Origin of the sequence: Frigoribacterium sp. Leaf415 (assembly GCF_001424645.1) — a bacterium.
Taxonomy (GTDB): domain Bacteria; phylum Actinomycetota; class Actinomycetes; order Actinomycetales; family Microbacteriaceae; genus Frigoribacterium.
Genome location: NZ_LMQR01000001.1, coordinates 939,960 through 961,277, shown reverse-complemented (window position 1 = coordinate 961,277; position 21,318 = coordinate 939,960). Strand labels below are relative to the sequence as shown.

General features: G+C 71.6%; 19 protein-coding genes. 3 read left to right on the top strand and 16 right to left on the bottom strand.

The features are described from left to right. Positions 1-110: 110 nt before the first annotated feature. From ASG28_RS04410 to dusB, 9 genes are all read right to left on the bottom strand, one after another. Complete coding sequence (locus tag ASG28_RS04410) at positions 111-1,172, bottom strand: NAD(P)-dependent oxidoreductase (protein ID WP_082454365.1); 1,062 nt, start codon at positions 1,170-1,172, stop codon at positions 111-113. Further along, positions 1,169-2,068 carry an ATP-binding cassette domain-containing protein gene (locus tag ASG28_RS04405; RefSeq protein WP_235477555.1) on the bottom strand — a complete coding sequence of 300 codons (900 nt, stop codon included), beginning with the start codon at positions 2,066-2,068 and terminating at the stop codon, positions 1,169-1,171. The genes ASG28_RS04410 and ASG28_RS04405 overlap by 4 nt, the downstream gene beginning before the upstream one ends. A 2-nt stretch (positions 2,069-2,070) precedes the next feature. Then, positions 2,071-3,813: a dipeptide ABC transporter ATP-binding protein gene (locus tag ASG28_RS04400; RefSeq protein WP_082454363.1), complete on the bottom strand. Its 1,743-nt coding sequence runs from the start codon at positions 3,811-3,813 to the stop codon at positions 2,071-2,073. Next, positions 3,810-4,823, bottom strand: coding sequence for an ABC transporter permease (locus ASG28_RS04395; RefSeq protein WP_055972448.1), 1,014 nt, complete (start codon positions 4,821-4,823; stop codon positions 3,810-3,812). The genes ASG28_RS04400 and ASG28_RS04395 overlap by 4 nt, the downstream gene beginning before the upstream one ends. Positions 4,824-4,825: 2 nt before the next feature. After that, positions 4,826-5,920 (bottom strand): ABC transporter permease, encoded by a 1,095-nt coding sequence (locus ASG28_RS04390; protein ID WP_055972446.1) that lies wholly within the window; start codon positions 5,918-5,920, stop codon positions 4,826-4,828. Positions 5,921-6,078: 158 nt separating this feature from the next. Further along, positions 6,079-7,701 carry an ABC transporter substrate-binding protein gene (locus ASG28_RS04385; protein WP_055972443.1) on the bottom strand — a complete coding sequence of 541 codons (1,623 nt, stop codon included), beginning with the start codon at positions 7,699-7,701 and terminating at the stop codon, positions 6,079-6,081. Between the two features lie 229 nt (positions 7,702-7,930). Continuing rightward, entirely contained in the window at positions 7,931-9,838 is a 1,908-nt protein-coding gene (dnaG, locus tag ASG28_RS04380; RefSeq protein WP_055972440.1) for a DNA primase, read from the bottom strand. Between the two features lie 107 nt (positions 9,839-9,945). Beyond that, a complete protein-coding gene (locus tag ASG28_RS04375) occupies positions 9,946-11,217 on the bottom strand; it encodes a deoxyguanosinetriphosphate triphosphohydrolase (protein WP_235477550.1) in 1,272 nt (423 codons plus the stop codon). 47 nt (positions 11,218-11,264) lie between these two features. Next, positions 11,265-12,422, bottom strand: coding sequence for a tRNA dihydrouridine synthase DusB (gene dusB, locus ASG28_RS04370; RefSeq protein WP_055972437.1), 1,158 nt, complete (start codon positions 12,420-12,422; stop codon positions 11,265-11,267). A gap of 15 nt (positions 12,423-12,437) precedes the next feature. Here dusB and ASG28_RS04365 point away from each other — a divergent pair, with 15 nt between their 5' ends. After that, on the top strand, positions 12,438-12,962 hold the full coding sequence (locus ASG28_RS04365; protein WP_082454361.1) for an aminoacyl-tRNA deacylase: 525 nt from the start codon (positions 12,438-12,440) through the stop codon (positions 12,960-12,962). On the opposite strand, the gene ASG28_RS16350 is transcribed toward ASG28_RS04365, so the two are convergent. The 5 genes from ASG28_RS16350 to ASG28_RS04345 form a co-directional block, all read right to left on the bottom strand. Then, positions 12,952-13,125 (bottom strand): hypothetical protein, encoded by a 174-nt coding sequence (locus ASG28_RS16350; RefSeq protein ID WP_157485641.1) that lies wholly within the window; start codon positions 13,123-13,125, stop codon positions 12,952-12,954. The two genes, ASG28_RS04365 and ASG28_RS16350, sit on opposite strands and share 11 nt — an antisense overlap. Further along, on the bottom strand, positions 13,122-13,790 hold the full coding sequence (locus ASG28_RS04360) for a DsbA family oxidoreductase (protein WP_055972433.1): 669 nt from the start codon (positions 13,788-13,790) through the stop codon (positions 13,122-13,124). Before ASG28_RS04360 ends, ASG28_RS16350 begins: the two co-directional genes overlap by 4 nt. A 168-nt stretch (positions 13,791-13,958) precedes the next feature. Then, positions 13,959-14,927, bottom strand: a complete 969-nt coding sequence (locus ASG28_RS04355) for a hypothetical protein (protein WP_055972431.1) — start codon at positions 14,925-14,927, stop codon at positions 13,959-13,961. Between the two features lie 580 nt (positions 14,928-15,507). After that, entirely contained in the window at positions 15,508-16,893 is a 1,386-nt protein-coding gene (locus ASG28_RS04350) for a glycine--tRNA ligase (RefSeq protein WP_055972428.1), read from the bottom strand. Positions 16,894-16,971: 78 nt separating this feature from the next. Next, the gene (locus ASG28_RS04345; protein ID WP_055972425.1) at positions 16,972-18,012 is read right to left on the bottom strand and encodes an aminotransferase class V-fold PLP-dependent enzyme; all 1,041 of its coding nucleotides are present in this window, start codon (positions 18,010-18,012) and stop codon (positions 16,972-16,974) included. A gap of 81 nt (positions 18,013-18,093) precedes the next feature. Here ASG28_RS04345 and ASG28_RS04340 point away from each other — a divergent pair, with 81 nt between their 5' ends. After that, entirely contained in the window at positions 18,094-19,050 is a 957-nt protein-coding gene (locus ASG28_RS04340) for a LysR family transcriptional regulator (protein WP_055972423.1), read from the top strand. Positions 19,051-19,082: 32 nt separating this feature from the next. Next, positions 19,083-19,754 carry a hypothetical protein gene (locus ASG28_RS04335; protein WP_157485640.1) on the top strand — a complete coding sequence of 224 codons (672 nt, stop codon included), beginning with the start codon at positions 19,083-19,085 and terminating at the stop codon, positions 19,752-19,754. An 11-nt stretch (positions 19,755-19,765) separates the two neighbouring features. Here ASG28_RS04335 and ASG28_RS04330 read toward each other — a convergent pair whose 3' ends face one another. Both ASG28_RS04330 and recO read right to left on the bottom strand, forming a co-directional pair. Next, positions 19,766-20,563 carry an isoprenyl transferase gene (locus ASG28_RS04330; RefSeq protein ID WP_055972416.1) on the bottom strand — a complete coding sequence of 266 codons (798 nt, stop codon included), beginning with the start codon at positions 20,561-20,563 and terminating at the stop codon, positions 19,766-19,768. Further along, positions 20,560-21,303 carry a DNA repair protein RecO gene (gene recO, locus ASG28_RS04325; RefSeq protein ID WP_055972413.1) on the bottom strand — a complete coding sequence of 248 codons (744 nt, stop codon included), beginning with the start codon at positions 21,301-21,303 and terminating at the stop codon, positions 20,560-20,562. Before recO ends, ASG28_RS04330 begins: the two co-directional genes overlap by 4 nt. Between the last annotated feature and the right edge of the window lie 15 nt (positions 21,304-21,318).

The following is a 21,318-nucleotide window of genomic DNA, read 5'->3' as shown; positions in this document are numbered from 1 at the left end:
CAACCGCCCCGGATTTTCGTCCGTGACAGCGGAGACAACTCTAGCAAAGATCTGAGGCCCCCACGGACCACGGTGGTGACGCGGCGCGTCGGACGACTGCGGCCCCGGCGTCAGTACCCGTCGTGCGGGTCGACGACCCCGACGAACTCGCCGTCGCCGAGGAACGCCCGCACGTTGTGCCGGATGCGTTCGGCCAGCAACGGGGCCGTCATCTCGGGGGTGTCCGCCTGGTGCGGTGTGACGATGACGCGCGGCTCGCCGAAGAGCGGGTGACCGTCGGGGAGCGGCTCGGGCGTCGTGACGTCGACCCCGGCTCCCCAGAGACGCTCCGAGCGGACCGCGTCGACGAGGGCGTCCGTGTCGACCAGGCTGCCCCGCGCGACGTTCACGAGCACGGCCGTCTGGGGCAGCAGGGCGAGCCGACGGGCGTCGAGGAGGCCCGACGTGCCGGGCGTGGCCGCAGCGGCGAGGACGAGGACGTCGGCGGTGGGCAGCACCTCGTCCAGGCGTTCGACGGGGAGCGTGCGGTCGGCCCCGGGCACGGGTTCGCTCGACCGGCGCACGATCGTCACGCGGACGTCGAACGGGGCCAGGAGGCGCATCAGCTCGATCGCGATGCCGCCGGCGCCGACGATGACGACGTGCCGACCGTAGAGCGAGCGGCCCTGCTGTTCGGTGGCCCAGGACCTCGCGCGCACACGCTGGGGCACGACCCTCAGCAACGACAGCACCAGCATGAGGGCGTGTTCGGCCACGGGCTCGGCGAACGCCCCCTTCGCGCTGGTCCAGAGCGGCAGCGCGCGGTCGGCACGTGCGGCGATGACCTCGGCGAAGGCGTCGACCCCGGCGTAGGGCAGCTGCACCCACTCGACGCCCGGGTTCTCGTCCAGGGCCCGCGCGAGGCCGTCGGGGTCGCGGTAGGAGAGCCAGACCAGGCCGCGGGTGTCCGGGCCGAGCGGGACGACCTCCGCTCCCCCGGCACGCACGGCGTCGACGAAGACCGGGGTCGGACGGGGGGCCACCGAGACGGCCCCCGGGGTCGGGCGGCGCCCCGGCGCGAGGACGGGGCCCGGGGTGACGACCGCGCGGTGGCCGCGCGCGCCTCCTGGGCTCGTTGCGACGGTGTCGTCCGCCGAGGCGAGGGCGGCGTCCGACGCCGGCTCGGTGGTCACGGTGCCTGATCGCCGCGGGGTTCGACGTCGGGGTCGAGCGGACGCCCGGCCTCGCGTTCTTCGGGGCGGATGATGTCGATCGGCGTGGTCTGCGAGAGCACCTTGACGTACGGGTCGATGCCGGTCCGGAGCACGTCGTCGATGTCGCCCAGCCCGACGAGACGACCGCCCCGCATGACGGCGACGCGGTCGGTGATCGCCCGCGCCTCGGCCACCGACGAGGTGACGACGAGCGCCGAGAACTGGCGTCCCTCGTGCAGGTTCTTGATCACGTCGAGGACGGCTTGCCGGACGAGCACGTCGACACCGCGAGCGGGCTCGTCGGCGATCAGCAGGGGCGGTTCGAGGACGAGGCTGCGAGCCAGGGCGACCCGCTGGCGCTGACCCGAGCTGAGCTCCCAGGTCTGCTTGAGCATGGTGCCGAGCGGCAGGTGCACGCCGTCGACGAGCGTGGCGACGATGCGCCCGGCCTCGGTGCGGTCGAACTTCCGGTCGCGCTGGTAGATCGGCTCGGCGATGGCCTCGCCGACGGTCAGGTCGGGGCTCAGCCGCTCGCCGTCGTCCTGCGCCAGGTAGCCGACCATGGCCGAGAGCCGGTCGCGTCGTCGGCCCGAGAGCTTGCCGACGTCCTGGCCGAAGACGCGCGCGGTGCCGCCGACCAGACGGGGTCGACCCTCGTCGACGCGTCCCGTCCCGGTCAGCCCGGCCAAGGCCATCGCGAGCGTCGACTTGCCCGAGCCGCTCTCGCCGAGCACCGCGACGATCTCGCCCGGCGCGACCCGCAGGGTGACCCCGTCGACGGCCCGCACGGCCGGGTGGCCCGCCCGCGCGGGGTAGAGCAGCGACAGGTCGTCGGTGACGACCGGCTGGTCGAGGTCGAGCTCGCGACCCGGCACCGTCAGGCCGCCCCGTCGGTGGCGGTGCCGAGGGCGGCGTCGTCCGCCGCCCGGCGGTCCAGGGCGGCCAACCGCTCACGACGAGACGCCTGCTCGATCGGATCGGGCACCGGCAACGACGCCAGCAGGCGCTGCGTGTAGGGGTGCTCGGGTGCGCCGAGGACCTGGTCGTTCGGACCGCTCTCGATCAGGTCGCCGTGGAACAGCACGCCGATCCGGTCGGCCAGCATGTTGACGACGGCGAGGTCGTGGCTGATGAACAGCGCGGCGAAGCCCAGTTGTGCCTGCAGCTCGGTGAAGAGCTCGAGCACGCGGGCCTGCACCGACACGTCGAGGGCGCTGGTGGGCTCGTCCGCGATCAGCAACGTCGGGTCGAGGGCGAGCGACCGGGCGAGGCTCGCCCGCTGGCGCTGCCCGCCACTCAGCTCGTGGGGGTAACGGTCGGCGAACGACTTCGGCAGCTGGACCGCCTCGAGCAGTTCGTCGACGCGAGGGCGGGCGGCCCGCGCGTCCTTCGCGCGGCCGTGCACGATGAGCGGCTCGGCCACGCACTCGGCGATCGTCAGCAGGGGGTTGAAGCTCGACGCGGGGTCCTGGAAGACGAAGCCGATGTCGGCGCGCTTCGGCTTGAAGTCACGCTCGTGCACCCCGTTCATCTCGACGCCGAGCACCTCGAGCGACCCGCCCGTGACCTTCGTCAGCCCGGCGATGGCCCGCCCGATCGTGGTCTTGCCCGAACCGCTCTCGCCGACCAGGCCGAGCACCTCGCCGCGGGCGATCGTGAAGTCGACGCCCTTGACGGCCCGGAAGCCGCCGCGGCCGAGGCGACCCGGGTACTCGATCTCGAGTCCGCGGGCGCGCACGACGACCTCGCTGTCGGCGGGCTGCTCTTGCTGCGTGTGACCGCGGGCCTCGAGCTTCGGCACCGAGCCGAGGAGGCGCTTGGTGTAGTCGTCCTGCGGGTTCGCGAACAGCTCGACGGCCGGGGCCTGCTCGACGACCTTGCCGAGGTACATGACCGCGACCCGGTCGGCGAGGTCGGCGACGACGCCCATGTTGTGCGTGATCAGGACGATGGCCGTGCCGAACTCGTCGCGGCAGCGGCGCAGCAGGTCGAGGATCTCGGCCTGCACCGTCACGTCGAGGGCCGTGGTCGGCTCGTCGGCGACGATCACCGACGGGTCGAGGACGAGCGCCATCGCGATCACCACGCGCTGCTTCTGCCCGCCCGAGAACTGGTGCGGGTAGTAGTCGACGCGGGTCTCGGGGTCGGGGATGCCCACGCGACGCAGGATGTCGATCGCCTTGACCCGCGCCTCCTTGCGTCCGACCTTGCCGTGGGCCCGCAGGCCCTCGGCGATCTGCCAGCCCACCGTGTAGACGGGGTTGAGCGCGGTCGACGGCTCTTGGAAAACCATGGCGACGTCGGTGCCGCGCAGCTCGCGGACCTTCTTCGGGCCGACCTCGAGGACGTTCTGCCCCGAGAGCAGCACCGCACCGGTGGCGACCGCCGTCTCGGGCAACAGGCCCAGGATCGTCTTGGCGGTCACGGTCTTTCCGCTGCCCGACTCGCCGACGATCGCCAGCACCTCGCCGGCGCGGACGTCGAGCGTCACGCCCTGCACGGCGGCGACGTCACCGCCGTCCGTCGCGAAGGTCACCTCGAGGTCGGTGATGCCGACGGCGACGGGGCGCTCGTCGCGCGGGGCCGCCGGTCGGCCGGTCGTGGTCGTGTCGGCGGTCATGCGGTCACCTCGTCGTTCGTCGTGGTCGGCGCCTGCTCGGCACCGCGGGTGCCCTTCGTCTTGCGCTTCGCGCGACGTCGGGTCCGGAGGCGCGGGTCGGCCAGGTCGTTCAGGCTCTCGCCCATCAGCGTGATGCCGAGCACCATCAGCACGATCGCCGCGCCGGGGAACACGCCGGTCCACCAGATGCCGCTGGCCGTGTCGGACAGGGCGCGGTTCAGGTCGTAGCCCCACTCGGCCGCCGCGGTCGGGCCGATGCCGAAGCCCAGGAAGCCGAGGGCCGCCAGGGTCAGGATCGCCTCGGACGCGTTCAGCGTGAGGATCAGGGGCAGGCTGCGTGTGGCGTTGCGCAGGACGTGCTTGAACATGATGCGGCCCGTGCTGCTGCCGTTCACCTTGGCCGACTCGACGAACGCCTCGGCCTTGAGCCTCGTGGCCTCGGCGCGGACGACCCGGAAGTACTGCGGGACGTAGACCACGGTGATCGAGATGCCCGCCGAGACGATGCCACCCCACAGGCTGGACTGGCCCCCGCTGATGACGATCGAGACGACGATGGCGAGCAGCAGCGACGGGAACGCGTAGACCGCGTCGGCGATGACGACGAGCACCCGGTCGAGCCAGCCGCCCAGGTAGCCCGAGATCAGGCCGAGCGTCACGCCGATCGTGATCGACAGCACGACGGCCACGATGACCACGGCCACGGCGGTGCGGGTGCCCCACATGACGCGGCTGAACACGTCGTAGCCGCCGACCGTGGTGCCCCACAGGTGCTCGGCCGAGGGCGGCGCCTGGCGCGGGAAGGCCTCGGTGGCACCGCGCAGCTGGCCGAAGCCGTAGGGCGCGATGAGCGGGGCGAAGATCGCCAGCAGCACGAACACGGCGACGATGACGACGCCGGTCAGCAGCATGCCGCGCTGCAGTCCCACCGAGCGGCGGATCTGGGCGACGACGGGGAGGCGCTTGTAGAGGGGTTCGCGGCGGTCGGCCGCGACGGCTGCATCGGTCATGGTCAGTACCTCACGCGGGGGTCGATCAGGGCGGCGATCACGTCGACCACGAAGTTGGTCACGGCCACGATGACGGCGAGCACGGCGACGATGCCCTGCACGGCGATGAAGTCGCGGGCCGACAGGTACTGCTGCAGCTGGAAGCCGAGCCCCCGCCAGCCGAAGGTCGTCTCGGTCAGCACCGAGCCGCCGAGCAGCATCGCGATCTGGAGGCCCATGACGGTGATGATCGGGATGAGGGCGGGCTTGAGCGCGTGCGCCCGGACGAGCCGGAACTCGCTGACGCCCCGCGAGCGGGCCGCGTCGACGTACTCGGACCCGAGCGTGCCGATCACGTTGGTGCGCACGAGGCGCAGGAAGATGCCGGCGGTCAGGACGCCGAGCGCCAGGGCGGGCAGCACGGCGTGCGACAGGACGTCGACGATGATCGTCGAGTTGCCGGTGCGCAGGGCGTCGACGATGTAGATGCCCGTGGGGTTGTCGATGCGACCCAGGGCGATCGCGACGCGGGTGCTGGCACGACCGCCGAGGGGCAGCCAGCCGAGCCAGACCGAGAAGGTGAGCTTGAGCAGCAGGCCGGCGAAGAAGACCGGGGTCGCGTAGGCGAGGATCGCGAGCACGCGCAGGATGGCGTCGGGCCAGCGGTCACGGACGTAGGCGGCGAGCATGCCGAGCGGGATGCCCAGCACGAGCGCGACGATCAGCGCGTAGAAGACGAGCTCGATGGTGGCGCTGCCGTACTGGAGCAGGATGCCGCTGATCTCGCGGTTGTCGGTCGCGGTGGTGCCGAAGTCGCCCCGGACGATCTGGCCGAGGTACTCGAGGTACTGGACGATAACGGGGCGGTCGTAGCCGGCGGCGGCGAGACGCTCCTGCAGCTGGGCCTCGGTGAGACGGCCGCCGACGGAGGCGGTGATCGGGTTGCCGACCACGCGCATCAGGAAGAACACGAGCGTGACGAGGATGAACACGGTGGGCACGATCAGGATCGCGCGGATCACGATGTAGCGTCCGAGGCCGCCGCCCCCGGAACTTCGGGACTTCCCGGGGCTGGATGTGGGCGGCGCCGTGAGGGAGCCGTCGGTGATCAGGGTCACGTCGTTGGGCCTTTCGATGGTGTGGTGCCGGTCGCAGGCCGGAGGGGGCGCCCCGCGGTGTCGCGGGTCGCCCCCTCGGCGTACGGCCGTGGTGCGGAGTCCCCCGGCCCCCGAGACCGGCCGGCGGACCGGCGGGACTCAGGAGACGGGGAGGCGCGTCAGCGGCTCAGCGCACCGTAACGGAACTTGAACGACGCGTCGAGCGTGTCGTCCACGCCCTTCACGTCGGACTGCGAGACGACGACCTGCGTGCCCTGCAACAGCGGCAGCGTCGGCAGGTCGGCCGCGACGGCGTCCTGGATCTGACCGATGGTCGCCTCACGGGCCGAGGCGTCCTGCTCGCCGATCTCCTGCGTCAGCAGACCCTGGACGGTCGGGCTGTCGTAGTGGTTGCCGACGAAGTTGTCCGCGCTGAAGAACGGCGTCAGGTAGTTGTCGGCGTCCGAGAAGTCGGGGAACCAACCCAGCTGGTACACGGGGTAGGCGTCCTCGCGGCGCTCGGTGCTGTAGGTGTCCCACAGGGTGGACTGCAGGTTCACGGTGAACAGGCCGCTCGCCTCGAGCTGCGACTTGATCAGCGCGTACTCTTCGTCGCTCGACGCGCCGTAGTGGTCGGGGCTGTACTGCAGGTCGATCGACACCGGGGTGCTGACGCCGGCGGCCGACAGGGCCGCGGCGGCCTTGTCGACGTCCGGGCCGCCCTGGCCGTCGCCGTAGAGGCTCTCGAGGGGCTTGGTCGCACCGGTCAGGCCGTCGGGGACGACAGAGTAGAGCGGCGTGTAGGTGTCGTTGTAGACGTCCTTGGCGAGGGCGGCACGGTCGACCGTGTCGGCCACCGACTGACGCACGGCCAGGGCCTTGGCCGGGTCGGCGTCGGGCTGCGTGGCGCCGTAGGGCATGGTGTTGAAGTTGAAGACCAGGTAGCGGATCTCGCCGCCGGGGCCGTTGTGCACGGTGAGTGCGTCGTCCTTGGCCAGGTCGGCCAGGTCGGTCGGGCTCAGGCTGCGGTTCGCGACGTCGACGTCGCCGTTCTGGACGGCGAGCTTCAGGTCGGTCTCTTCGGTGTAGTACGTCGCCGTGACCGAGTCGGTCTTCGGAGCACCGAGCACGCCGTCGTAGGCGTCGTTCGCCGCGTAGGCGATCGTCTCGTTCTGCGAGTAGTCGGTGATCGTGTACTGGCCCGAGAAGGCGTTGCCCTTGACGATGTCGTCGGCGTCGGTCAACCCGGTGGCCGAGAAGACGTCCTCGTCGACGATCGGGCCGGCGGGGCTCGAGAGCACCTGAGGCCAGGTCTGGTCGGCCGACTTCAGCGTGAAGACGACGGTCGTGTCGTCCGGCGCGTCGGTGCTCGCCAGGTTGCCGAGCAACGACGACGGGCCGTTGGGGTCGGCGATGGCCAGCTGGCGGTCGAAGCTGAACTTGACGTCGCTCGAGGTGAGCGCGTTGCCGTTCGCGAAGGTCAGTCCGTCCTTCAGCTTGACCGTGAACTCGGTCGGGCTGGTGAAGTCGGCGGACTCGGCCAGGTCGGGCTCGACGTCGGGGCTGCCGTACGGGGCGTTCGTCAGGAAGCCGAACACCTGGTTCTGGACGGCGAACGAGCCGTTGTCGTACGAACCGGCCGGGTCGAGCGACGTGATGACGTCGGTCGTGCCGATGCTGAGACCGTCGAGGGCGTCGGTCGCGTCACCACCGGAGGCGCAGCCCGAGAGGACGAGTGCGGTGGCAGCGGCGCCACCGACGACGGCGAGAGCGCGTCGGGCGAGCGTGGAGTCGGATGTCATATCCGGTTACCTCTTTCTCTGTGTGCAAGGGGCCCCGGGCCGTGCTGTGGACGCGGCCGTTTCAGGGAACGTCCATTGGTAACACACCCGTGAGCCTGATACGGACTCATCGCGCAACTGTTTACAGGCCCGCAACGAACCCTTGCCAACTGGTCCGGTCGGGCCGGACGGCTGATGCACGCGATGTATGCGCGTTCAGACACGAGGACCCTCGACACGACCGAGAGCGTCACTCTTGGCGGACGGACCGGCGCTCGGCCTCGACGGCGGCGATGCGCACCTGGATCTCGCGCCAGCGATCGGGCTCGGACTTCATGTCGGTGCGGAACGACTGACCGAGCAGTTCGGATTTCTCACGGATCAGGTCGCGTTCGACGATCGAGACGACTATGCCGCGACAGTAGGTCGTGATCTCGCGTCCCTCGCGTTCGGGGATGGGGGCGACCGCGAGCTCTTTGGCGAGGGCGTCGAACGGCGACGGGGTCTGGCCGAGGACGACGTCGAGCCAGTCCGCCGAGTCGAAGCGGTCGAGGCTCGCCCCGATCGCGTCGCGGACGACCGCCAGGGCACTGTTCTCGATGCGTGCTCGGGCCGCCCGCTGCATGAGCTCGAAGCCGACCGTCGCCGGGTGCTGGAGCATCGCCATGAGCGCGTCGCGCTCGGTCCGGGTGGTCAGGTCTCCCGGCAGCGTCAGCAGGCTCGGGCCGGCCGGCTCGTCGGGTACCGGGGGCAGGCTCGTGATCGACTGCCGGCCGTCGGTCACGCTCTTGGGCTGCGACCGCTCGAGCGCGTTCTGGGCCGAGGAGGCGCGACTCGCGTCGTCGACGGATCGCGCAACGTCGGCCGGGTCGAGCCCCAGCCATCCCGCCAGCGATCGCACGTAGCCCTGCGTCATCGACCGGTCACGGATGCCCGCCACCACCGGAGAGGCCGCCCGGAGCGCCGACACGCGACCCTCGACCGTCTCGAGGTCGTGCCCGTCGATGAGCCGACGGATCATGAACTCGAACATCGGACGTTTCGTCGAGATGAGACGGCGCACGGCGTCGTCGCCACGGTTGAGCCTGAGGTCGCACGGGTCGAGCCCGTCGGGAGCGACGGCGACGAAGGTCTGTGCGGCGAACCGCTGTTCTTCCGCGAACGCTCGGGACGCCGCCTTCTGGCCCGCCTCGTCGGGGTCGAAGGTGAACACGACCTCGCCGCCGGTCGACGTGTCGGCCCCGCTGACATCACCGAGCATGGGACGCAACAGCTTGATGTGGTCGACGCCGAACGACGTGCCGCAGGTCGCCACGGCCGTCGTGACCCCTGCCAGGTGGCACGCCATGACGTCGGTGTAGCCCTCGACGATGACGACCTGCTTGCCCTTCGAGATGTCACGACGGGCCAGGTCGAGCCCGTAGAGCACCTGGGACTTGTGGTAGATCGGCGTCTCGGGGGTGTTGAGGTACTTCGGGCCCTTGTCGTCCTCGAGCAGTCGACGGGCGCCGAACCCGATGGTCGACCCCGTGACGTCGCGGATCGGCCACACGAGCCGCCCCCGGAAGCGGTCGTAGGGGCTGCGGTCGCCCTGGCTCAGCAGCCCCGCGGTGACGAGTTCTTCGTCGCGGTAGCCGAGCCCCTTGAGGTGGGACCGCAGGGCGTCGAACGACTTCGGCGCGAAGCCGACGCCGAACCTCTCGGCCGCGGCCGGGTCGAAACCCCGTTCGCCGAGGAAGCGCCGGGCGGGCTCGGCGTCGGCGGCCGTCAGGTGGTCCACGAAGAACTCTCGGGCGGCCTCGTTCGCCGAGATCAGTCGCGCCCGGTTGCCGTGGTCGCTGGCCTGACCGCCGTCTTCGTAGTGCAGCTCGAAGCCGATGCGGGCCGCCATGCGCTCGACCGCCTCTTGGAAGGTCGTGTGGTCGGTCTTCATCACGAAGCTGAAGACGTCGCCGTCCTCACCGCAGCCGAAGCAGTGGTAGCGACCCACCTGGGGTCGCACGTGGAAGCTCGGGCTGCGCTCGTCGTGGAACGGACAGAGGCCCTTGAGCGACCCCACACCGGCACCCTTGAGCGTGACGTGGTCGCCGACGATGTCGGCGATGTTGGTGCGCGACCGGACCTCGTCGATGTCGTTGCGTTTGATCAGGCCGGGCACGTGTCGATTCTAGATCGCGCCACCGACGGCGCCGACCCGGTGGGCCGACCGCGGGAGGACGAGGAGGCGCGGTGGGGCTGGGGAGGACCCGCGCCTCCTCGGGGGGCTCAGCGGCCGGCGGTCAGCCGGTCGTGCCAGGCCATGGCGCTCTGGTCGGTCAGCGAGGCGACCTGGTCGACGACGACCCGACGCCTCGCGGCGTCGTCGTCGGCCGAGGCCCAGTCGGCCGCGAAGCCCCGGTCGAGTTCGGAAGGGCCCGCCTGCCAGAGGGCGTCGGCGAGGCCGGTGAGCACCTCGCGCTGCCGCAGGTAGACCGGCTGCCGGTCGTCACTCGTCATGACGAAGGCCGCGACGATGCCCTTGAGCACGGCGATCTCGCCGATCACGTCGGGGGCGACGACGACCGAGGCGCCGAAGCGCATCAGGGCGTCACCGGGATACGAGTCGCGGGTCGCCTGCGTGGCCGAGCCGGCGAACCGGCCGATCAGCTGACTCGTGAGGTTCTTGAGGCGGGCCTGCGCGAACCGGCTGCCGTCGTACGACTCGAGCCAGAACGGCAGCGCCTGCAACCGGTCGAAGGCCTCGGTCAGCTCGTCGCGGCTGAGCTCGCCGCCGACCCACGCGTGCATGGCCGTGACGAGCGAGTCGTGGTCGACCCGGGCCCCCAGGGCCGCGACGTCGACGTACCCGTTGACCACGGCGTCCTCGAAGTCGTGGACGGAGTACGCGATGTCGTCGCTGAGGTCCATCACCTGGGCCTCGACGCACCGTCGCCGACGCGGAGCACCCCGGCGCAGCCACTCGAAGGCGGCCGTGTCGTCGTCGTAGAAGCCGAACTTCATCCGACCGCCCGGGTCGGGGATGCCCTGGGCCGCCGGCCAAGGGTACTTGCAACTGGCGTCGAGGCTCGCGCGGGTCAGGTTCAGCCCGAAGCTCCGCCCGGTCGCGTCGATCACCTTCGGTTCGATGCGGGTCAGCAGCCGGAGGGTCTGCGCGTTGCCCTCGAAGCCGCCGATGTCGGACGACCACTCGTTCAGGGCCCGCTCGCCGTTGTGCCCGAACGGTGGGTGGCCGAGATCGTGCGCGAGACAGGCCGTGTCGACGACGTCGGGGTCGAGGCCCAGGCTCGTCGCGAGCTCACGGCCGACCTGCGCGACCTCGAGCGAGTGCGTGAGCCGGTTGCGGGCGAAGTCGAGGCCGGCGGTCGGGCTCAGCACCTGCGTCTTCGCCGCCAGACGACGCAGCGCGCTCGAGTGCAGCAGACGTGCCCGATCGCGGGCGAAGTCGCTGCGCCGGTTGGAGTGCTGCTCGGGCAACCAGCGCTCGGAGTCGGCGGGGTCGTACCCGGGGGCAGCACTCGGCAGGGCTTCGGTGGACACCGGGGCCTCTCGGTCGGGACGGGAAGGGATGTCGCTGACGGGCGTGCCTAGCCGCCGCTGTGGTGCAGTTCGGCGGCGGCGAGCTCGGCCTTGAAGGCCTCGTCGAGGTCGCGGCTCTCGAGCCACCGGTCGGGCAGGGCGGGTCGCTTGGGGCTGCCGGCACGACCCCGCGGCCCCTCGGCCGCCTCGCCGGGGTACTGCTCGTCGGGGTCCATCGTGGCGAGCAGGTCGTCGATCTGCTGCAGCGAGTCGGCCAGGGCGAGAGCCGCCCGTACCTCACCGCCCACGGGGTAGCCCTTGAAGTACCAGGCGACGTGCTTGCGCATGTCTCGGCAGGCCCGCCCCTCGTCGCCCGACCAGAACTCGACCATGAGCTCGGCGTGACGGCGGAAGGCGCGGCCCACCTCGCCGAGGGTCGGCTCGGCCTTGAGGTCTTCACCGCGGAAGGCCGCGGCGAGGTCACCGAACAACCACGGTCGGCCGAGGCAGCCCCGGCCGACGACCACGCCGTCGCAGCCGGTCTCGTCGACCATGCGCAGCGCGTCGGCCGCCGACCAGATGTCGCCGTTGCCGAGGACCGGCACGTCGGTGATCGTCTGTTTCAGGGTCGCGATGGCCGACCAGTCGGCGGTGCCCGAGTAGAAGTCGGCCGCGGTGCGCGCGTGCAACGCGATGCTGGCCACGCCTGCGCCCTGCGCGGCGCGACCGGCCTCGAGGTAGGTGAGGTGGTCGTCGTCGATGCCCTTGCGCATCTTGACGGTCACCGGGATGTCACCCGCGGCCGCGACCGCACCCTCGACGATCTCGCGGAAGAGGCCGATCTTCCAGGGGAGGGCCGAACCGCCACCCTTGCGGGTGACTTTGGGGACCGGGCAGCCGAAGTTGAGGTCGATGTGGTCGGCGCGGTCCTCGGCGACGAGCATGGTGACCGCCTCGGCCACCGTGTTGGGCTCGACGCCGTAGAGCTGGATGCTGCGGGGGGTCTCGGACTCGTGGTGCTGGATGAGGCGCATCGACTCGGGCGTGCGCTCGACCAGAGCCCGACTCGTGATCATCTCGCTGACGTAGAGGCCGGCGCCGTACTCGCGACAGAGGCGACGGTAGGCCGTGTTGGTGATGCCGGCCATGGGGGCGAGCACGACCGGCGAGGCCACGTCGATCGGACCGATCGAGAGACCGCGCGAGGGCAGGGTGGTGGTGGACATCGTTACGATTCTCCCATGAGCGACGGCGGGCTGACGAGTGGTGTGGACGACGCGGACGTCGGGGGCGACCCGGGGCGGGTCGACGGCACGGGGCGGGTGCGCACGGACGCCGCCGCACACGGTCTCGCGGTCGAGATCGTGGCGCGTCCGGCGGCCGACTCGCTCGAGGCCGCCGCCGCGCTGCTCGGACTGCAGCCCTCCGACATCGTGAAGAGCCTGGTGGTCAAACGCCACGACGGGTCGTTCCTGTTCGCGCTCGTCCCGGGCGACCGGCAGATCTCGTGGGCGAAGCTCCGAGCGGTCGTCGGCGTCAACAAGCTGTCCATGCCGAGCGCGGACGTCGCCCTCGAGGTCACCGGGTACGAACGGGGCACGATCACTCCCCTGGGCAGCTCGACCGCGTGGCCGGTGGTCGCGGACTCCCGCATCGTCGGGAGGCGCGTCGCCCTGGGTGCCGGAGCCCACGGCTTCAGCGCCTTCGTCGAGGCCGACGACCTGATCGCCGGGTACGACGCGACCGTGGCCGACATCAGCGACTGACGCCGCGCCTCCCGGGCTCGTCGTCCGTGACCCCGTCGGATGACCCACCGGCGGTGCTCGGCAGGACGACGAGGCAGGAGTCCCCCTCGCAGGCGGCTGCGTCCGGTGCGCCGAGCATGGTGAAGGGCACGGACGGCTTCTCGACCTCGACGGGCTCGGTCATCGGGCCACCTCGGAGGCGACCTGCTCGAGGGCCTGCACGAAGGTCTCGGGAGCTTGTGCGCCCGAGATGCCGTACTTGCCGTCGAGGACGAAGAACGGGACTCCGGTGATGCCGAAGGCCTGCGCCTGGGCCTGGTCGGCCCGCACGTCGTCGAGGTGACGTCCGGTCTCGAGTGCCTCGCGCGCCTCCTGCTCGTCGAGGCCGACCTCGCCGGCCAGCGCGACGAGATCGTCCACGCGGCCCACGTGGCGGCCCTCCTCGAAGTAGGCGTGGAGGAGGCGTTCCTTCATCTCGGTCTGACGACCGTTCGCCTTGGCGAAGTGCAGCAGCTCGTGCGCCTTGACCGTGTTGGTGTGCTGCAGGTGCTCGAAGTCGTAGGCGAGGCCGACCTCGGACGCGATGCCGGCGACGGTGTCGAGCATGCCGCGGACCTGGTCGGCGGGCATGCCCTTGTGCTTCGAGAGGAAGTCGACCTCGTCGCCCTCGAAGTCGACCGGGGTGTCGGGAGACAGCTCGAACGAGTGGTACTCGACCTCGACGGGGCCGCCGAAACGTCGCACGGCCTCCTCGAACTTGCGCTTGCCGATGAAGCACCACGGGCAGGCGATGTCGGACCAGATGTCGACCTTGACGGTCGCGGACGGGGTGGCGGAGTCTGCGGTCACGGCAGGCCCAACTCGCGCCCGGGCCTTCCCATTCCCGGCGCCCCCTCACGCGTCGCCCCATCGCCCCGTCGCCCCGTCGCCCCGTCACCCCATCGCCCCGTCGCCCCATCGCCCCATCGCCCCGTCGCCCCGTCGCGCTTCGCCCCGTCGCTCCGTCGCGCTTCGCCCTCACCCGCCTTCCCCTGTCGGCAACTCCTGCCTCCCGCGTCGGCCCGGTGCGGCGAGCCGCCAATTCCTGCGGCCCCGCGGCCCGAGCACACGCGGCAGGCAGGAGTTGCCGACACGTGACTCCGGTCTCGGGCCGCCCGCCGTGGTGACCAGGGCCTCGATCGCGGTCGAGGTGCGGCCCCACAGGTCACGGACCATGGTCGTCCCCGCCCGGAAGGGCACACGCCCGTCGAGGGCGATGTCTGCGTCCTTGAGACGGTCCCGGTCGAACCGTCTCTCGTGGTGCTCGCGACCGTCGGTCTCGAGACCGACGATCCCGTCGACGAGCATGTCGAGGATCTTGCCCGTGTCTCCGACGGGCACCTGTCTCACGACATGGTGCCCGGCCTGCCGGAGCCGCGTCCCGGCCGCCGACTCGAGGATGCTCTCGGCTCCCCCGTCGCTCCAGGCCACCAGCCCCGCGGCGTCGGCACGTTTCCGGGCCAGGACCTCGGTGGCGTCCTCGTCGTCGGTCACGATGCCGACCCTGCGGGCCCAGTCGACCAGGATGACCGCGTCCTCGAGGGACCGCGTCTCGACCACCGCGCGGGCGAGGGCGTCTCGCGGGTCCACGGCCCAGGTCGAGCCACGGGCCCCCAGCTCGACAGGGTCCCAGACCACCCGGACACCGCGTCGCCGTCGGAGCCGTGACGCGGTCTCGGGCACGGAGACCGTGATCGGCGGACGTCGCCACGACCAGGCCCCGAGCTGGTGCAGGGCGGAGGCCCCGGTGAGTCGGCCTCCCACCGCGACGGCGACGAACCGCGGGTCGTGCCGCGGCCACGTCGAGTACCAGCCGCGTCGGGGTCGACTGACCGAACGGGAGCGGACGGCGGCGGTCAGGTGGCGGTCCGTGGCACCCCACGCGACGAGATCGCGTTTGTGCAGGAGTCCACCCGCGTCGGAGACGAGTTCGGCAATCGTTGTCATGTCCCGCAGCGTGCCGGACGGTGCCCCTCTACCGCGGGCAGCGCGGGCGGCCTGGGGACGACAGCCTCACGCGGGGATCTTGGGGGCGAGCCCTCGTCGCACTGAGCGCCGGTCCGGCGTGGACAACTCCTGCCTCCTGCGTCGTCGCCGGATGACACGCCGCGTGCTCGGCCCCGGGCGCAGCAGGAGGCAGGAGTTGCCGACGGACCGGGCGGGCGGACCGGCTGCGACCTGGTGCGTGGGCACCGGGGGCGGGCGCGCGCGCGGGGGGCGGTCGGGAACTCCTGCCCCGTGCGCTTCGGGCACACGACACGCCGGGTGTTCGAAGCGCGGGGGCGCAGGGGGCAGGAGTTGCCGACGCACGACGGGGCGACGTGGGGCGGGTGCAGGACGACGGACGAAACGACGTGGGGCGGGTGCACGACGCGGGACGGGGCGACGTGCAGCAGGTGCGCGACGCGGGGTGGGCGACGCCGGGCGGGCCCGCGGGGCGGGGCGGGGCGGGTGCACGACGCAGGACGGGCCCTCGACGTGCAGGGGGTGCACGACGAGGGCCCGGCGGGGGCGCCGACCCAGACAGCTACGCGCCGAGCAGCTGCTCGGCCAGGTAGGCCCGCAGCCCGGCCAGCGGGATGCGCTGCTGGGCCATGGTGTCGCGCTCACGCACGGTCACGGCGTCGTCCTCGAGTGAGTCGAAGTCGACGGTGACGCAGAATGGCGTGCCGATCTCGTCCTGGCGGCGGTAGCGGCGGCCGATGGCCCCGGCGTCGTCGAAGTCGATGTTCCAGTACTTGCGGAGGTCCGCGGCGAGCCCCCGGGCCATGGGCGACAGCTGCTCGTTGCGGCTGAGCGGCAGGACGGCGACCTTGATCGGAGCCAGGCGCCGGTCGAGCTTCAGCACGGTGCGCTTGTCGACCCCGCCCTTCGCGTTCGGCGCCTCGTCTTCGGTGTACGCGTCGACGAGGAACGCCATGAGCGAGCGGGTCAGGCCGGCCGCGGGCTCGATGACGAAGGGCGTCCATCGCTCGTTCTTGGCCTGGTCGAAGTAGGTCAGGTCTTTGCCCGAGGCGGCGGCGTGGGTCTTGAGGTCGTAGTCGGTGCGGTTCGCGATGCCCTCGAGCTCGCCGAACTCGCCGCCGGCGAAGCGGAAACGGTACTCGATGTCGACGGTGCGCTTCGAGTAGTGCGAGAGCTTCTCGGCGGCGTGCTCGTAGAGGCGCAGGTTCTCGGGGTCGATGCCGAGGTCGACGTACCACTGGAACCGCTGGTCGATCCAGTACTGGTGCCACTCTTCGTCGGTGCCGGGCTCGACGAAGAACTCCATCTCCATCTGCTCGAACTCGCGCGTGCGGAAGATGAAGTTGCCGGGCGTGATCTCGTTGCGGAAGCTCTTGCCGATCTGGCCGATGCCGAACGGCGGCTTGATGCGTGACGACTGCAGGATGTTGTCGAAGTTGGTGAAGATGCCCTGCGCGGTCTCGGGTCGCAGGTAGGCCATGCCCTGCTCGTTGTCGACCGGGCCGAGGAAGGTCTTGAGCAGGCCCGAGAAGTTCTGCGGTTCGGTCCACGAGCCGGGCTGCCCGGTGTCGGGGTCGCGGACGTCGGCCAGGCCGTTCTCGGGCGGGTGGCCGTGCTTGGCCTCGTACGCCTCGAGCAGGTGGTCCGCGCGGTAACGCTTGTGGGTGTGCAGCGACTCGACCAGCGGGTCGCTGAAGACCTCGACGTGGCCCGAGGCCTCCCACACCTGACGCGGCAGGATGACCGCCGAGTCGAGGCCGACGACGTCGTCGCGGCCCTGCACCATGGTCTGCCACCACTGGCGCTTGATGTTCTCCTTCAGCGCGACGCCGAGGGGCCCGTAGTCCCAGGCCGAGCGCGAACCGCCGTAGATCTCTCCCGACTGGAAGACGAAGCCGCGGCGCTTGGCCAGGGCGATGACGGAATCGAGACGGTTGGGTGCTGCCACGTGTGATGCTCCGATGAGTTGAGGCCCGAGCTGGGTGCCCGGTCGGTCGAGGTACCCGGCAACTCTAGCGGCGGCGCGTCACCGGCCGAGCGCGACGGCGACGGCCTCGACGTCGCTCTCGTCGTTCCAGAGGTGGAACGCCACGCGGACGCGACCGGCGCGCCCCGAGACCACGAGACCGGCGTCGCCGAGGAGGCGCTGGTCGCGTCCGTCGGGATCGGCCCAGGTCACGATCGCGCGGCCCTGCGCCTCGATCCCGAGCCGCGAGCAGAGCGCGTCGCCCGTCCCGGCGGCGTGGGCCCAGGTCTCGTCGGCGTCGAGCCCGGCGAACGTGCGGAGCGCGGGCAGGGCCCCGGCCCAGGCCTGCCAGGCGGGCGAGACGTCGAACGCCCGGGCGTCCGCGGCGAGCCGCATCTCGGGGCCGTAGCACGAGCCCCAGACGTCGTCGCCCGCGTACCAACCGGCCTGCGCCGGCACCATGACGCGCTGCAGCCGCTCCCCCAGGGTGAGGAACGCCACCCCGCGCGGGCAGCACAACCACTTGTAGGCGTGCGTGACGCTGGCGTCGTACCGCGAGGCGTCGACGGGTCGCACGCCGGCGGCCTGGGTCAGGTCGCACAGCGTCAGCGCCCCGTGACGGGCCGCCGCGGCGACGATGGCCGCGTCGTCGGCGACCTCGCCCGTGGCGGACTGGACGGCCGACCAGGCCACGAGGTGCGTGTCGGGCCCGACCGAGCCGGCCACCTCGTCGAGCGGGACGCTCCGCACCCGGACGCCCCGCGCCTCCTGCACCACGAAGGGGTAGACGATCGAGCTGAAGTCGCCCGTGGGCACGAGCACCTCGGCGCCGTCCGGGACCGAGGCCGCGATCACCGCGACCATCGCCGACGTCTGGGACGCGATGGCGACGCGGCCGACGTCGACCCGGGCCAGCCGGGCGAAGGCCGCGCGCGCCTCCTCGACGACGGCGCCGTAGGCGACGGGCCCGGCCCGACCGGACGACCACCGGTCGAGGTCGGTTCGCAGCGCCTCGACCGTCGACCGCATCGGCAGGCCCATGGTGCAGGCCGCGAGGTACCCCGGAGCAGGGGCGAAGAGGTCGGGACGGGACTCGGTCATGCCCTCAGGCTCCTCCCGCCGAGATCGCGGGACAACCGCCAGTGTCTGAGGTCATCCATCACCCCGGCTTATGATTCGAGCATGACCGACGATCTCGATCTCGCGTCGCTGCGCGTCGTCCGCGCCGTCGCGGACACCGGCACGATCACGGCGGCCGCCGCCCTGCTCGGCTACAGCCAACCCGCCGTCAGCCAGCAGCTCCGGCGGGCCGAACGCCAGGTCGGTCAGCCGCTCGTGCTGCGTGCGGGACGCGGCGTCGCCCTCACCGAGGCCGGTCAGAGGCTCGCGGCCCACGCCGTGCACGTGCAGGCGGCCCTCGACGCCGCGCGGCAGGACCTCGACGCCCTGGGCGGCGTCGCCACGGGCCGCGTCACACTGGCCGGCTTCCCCAGCGCGTCGTCCACGATCGTCCCCGACGTGCTGTCACGGCTACGCGACCGCCACCCCGGCCTGACGGTCGACTACGTCGAGGCGGAACCCCCGGAGGCGCTGGCACGACTGCGGGACGGCTCGGCGGACGTCGCGGTCACCTTCCGCCACGGCGGCGACACCGGGGGCGAACGCGACCTCGACGGGCTGCTGCACCGCGCCTCCTTCGTCGACCGCACGGTGCTGGTCCTGCCGACGGCGCACCCGTTCGCAGGCGGCGACGACTTCGCCGGCCTGGCGGACGAGAGGTGGATCGGCGGATGCCCCCGCTGCCGGGGCCACCTGCTCGCCACCTGCGCCGCGTCCGGGTTCGAGCCCGAGATCGTGCTCGAGACGGACAACGCCCTGGCCGTGCTCGGTCTCGTCGCGGCGGGGCTCGGCGTCGCGCTGCTGCCGGGGCTGTCGTTGGTGTCCGCCGCCGTGCCTGCCGGGGTGCGCGTGGTCGGCCTGGACGAGGGCCTCGCCCGGGTGGTGCACGTCGTCCACGGGCGGGGCGGCGACCGCGTGCCGAGCGTGCGCGCGGTCCTGGACGCCTTCGAGCAGGTGGACGGCGACGCGCTGGGCCTCGTGCCGGTCCGACGGGGCGAGCCGTCGGTGGCGCCGGGTTAGGCTGGTCCGACGAACCAGGAGAGGTGCAGGTCGTGCGCAGAAGACTGACCGTCGGCATCGCCGTCTCGGTGCTGGCCCTCGTCGGGCTGACCGGCTGCTTCCCGAGCCTGGACGACCTCACGCCCGTCGGCGCGGACGGGTCGGCGGCGACCTCGGGCCCGGGTGCCAGCGGGGCGCCGCAGCCCCAGGTGACCGGCGCCCCCGGCACCGGCGGCGGCACGGGGTCGCAACCCGACGCCCTCGCCCCCGGCGGCACGCTGCTCGGCCAGGTCAACTACAAGGACCTCACCATCTACGTCTACGGCGTCGGCGAGCTGACGACCTCGGCACCCTCGATCTACGCCCGCCCCGACGGCACCGACCCCTACCCGGCGGGCACCGACGTCGAGGTCACGGCCTACGTCCTGACGAACAACTCGCAGCGTCGGCTCGACCTGACCGACCTGAGCGCCGACTACTCGTCGTACGGCAACGACCTCGCGACGCAGGACGTCTTCGCCGGGCAGGACCTGTTGACCCAGATGGGTTACGAGACCTCGCTCGAGTCGAAGTTCCCGGCCGACAGCGCCAACTGGTACCTGCTGCCCGGCGAGTCCACGGTCTTCGCCAACGCCTGGTTCCACAGGGCGAGCGACGGACCGTTGACCCTGCAGTTCCTGTGGCCGGCCGAGCGGATCTTCCTGGGCGCGAACATCCAGTTCTGACGGACGTCCGGTCAGGCCGGGGTCGGGGTGTCCACCGCTCCCCCGAACCGACGGGTGCGCGAGGCGTAGGTGTCGACGGCCTGCCACAGGTCGGTACGGGTGAAGTCGGGCCACAGCCGATCGAGGAACACCATCTCGGCGTAGGCGGACTGCCAGAGCATGAAGTTGCTCGTGCGCTGCTCGCCCGAGCTGCGCACGAACAGGTCGACGTCGGGCAGTTCGGGAGCGTACAACCGCTTCTGGATCAGCTTCTCGCCCACGGCCGAGGGCTTGATCCGGCCGGCCGCGACGTCGTCGGCGATCGAGCGCACCGCGTCGGCGATCTCGGTCCGCCCGCCGTAGTTGACGCACATCGTCAACGTCAGGACGTCGTTGCCCTTCGTCAGCTCTTCGGCGAACTGCAGTTCTTTGATCACCGACCCCCACAGCCGCGGTTTCCGTCCGGCCCAGCGGACCCGCACCCCCCAGGCGTTCAGCTGGTCGCGGCGGCGGTGCAGCACGTCGCGGTTGAAGCCCATCAGGAAACGCACCTCGTCGGGCGAACGCTTCCAGTTCTCGGTCGAGAACGCGTAGACGCTCAGGTGCTTCACGCCGATCTGGATCGCCCCGGCGACCACGTCGAGCAGCGACATCTCGCCCGCCTTGTGCCCCTCGACGCGCGTGAGGCCGCGCCCGTTGGCCCAGCGCCCGTTGCCGTCCATGACGATCGCGACGTGCTCGGGCACGGCGCTCCTCGGCATCGCCGGCGGGTGGACGCCGGTCCAGTCGAGCGGGCGGAAGTCGGCGGCGTCGCGGTGGGTCTTCTTCACGGTCTCTCTCTTCCGGGCACCCGGTCGACGTGCTGCAGCGATCGCAGTCCCCGTTCGAGGTGCCACTGCGTGTAGGCGGCGACGACGCCGCTCGCCTGGTTGCGGGTCGCGTCGGGCGAGTCCTCGGCGTGGCCCCAGTCCCCCGTGAGCAGCGCGCCCAACAGGGCCAGCGCCTCCTGCGTCAAGCGCGGAGCGCCGGGAGGCGCGTGCGAGTCGGCCACCACGCCACCCAGCTGCACGACGAAGGCCGAGTGCGGCCCGGGTTCACCGGTGACGGCGCAGTCGCCGAAGCTCGGCGACCAGCCCGCGATGCTGAGCGCACGCAGGAGGTACGAGTCGAGCGTGAGCTGGGGAGCGTGCTCGTGACGCGCGAGCGAGCGGAGGGCCCCGACGAGCAGGAGGTACTGCTGCAGACCCGCCTCGGCCTCGGTCAGCTTGTCGGCCGTCTCGACCATCACGCTGCCGGCCGTGTAGCTCTCGTAGTCGGCCGCGATCACGGCACCGTACGAACCGAGCGACTCGGCCTGCTGCACGATGTCGAGCGAACGGCCCTCGTAGAGCTGGAGGTCGGCGACCATCATCGGCTCGAGCCGCGCGCCGAACTTCGAGGCCGTCCGCCGGACGCCCTTGGCCACGGCCCGGATCTTGCCGTGGTTGCGGCTGAGCATCGTGAGGATGCGGTCGGCCTCACCCAGCTTATGGGTGCGCAAGACGACGCATTCATCACGGTAGACGGGCACCGACCAAGCATCGCA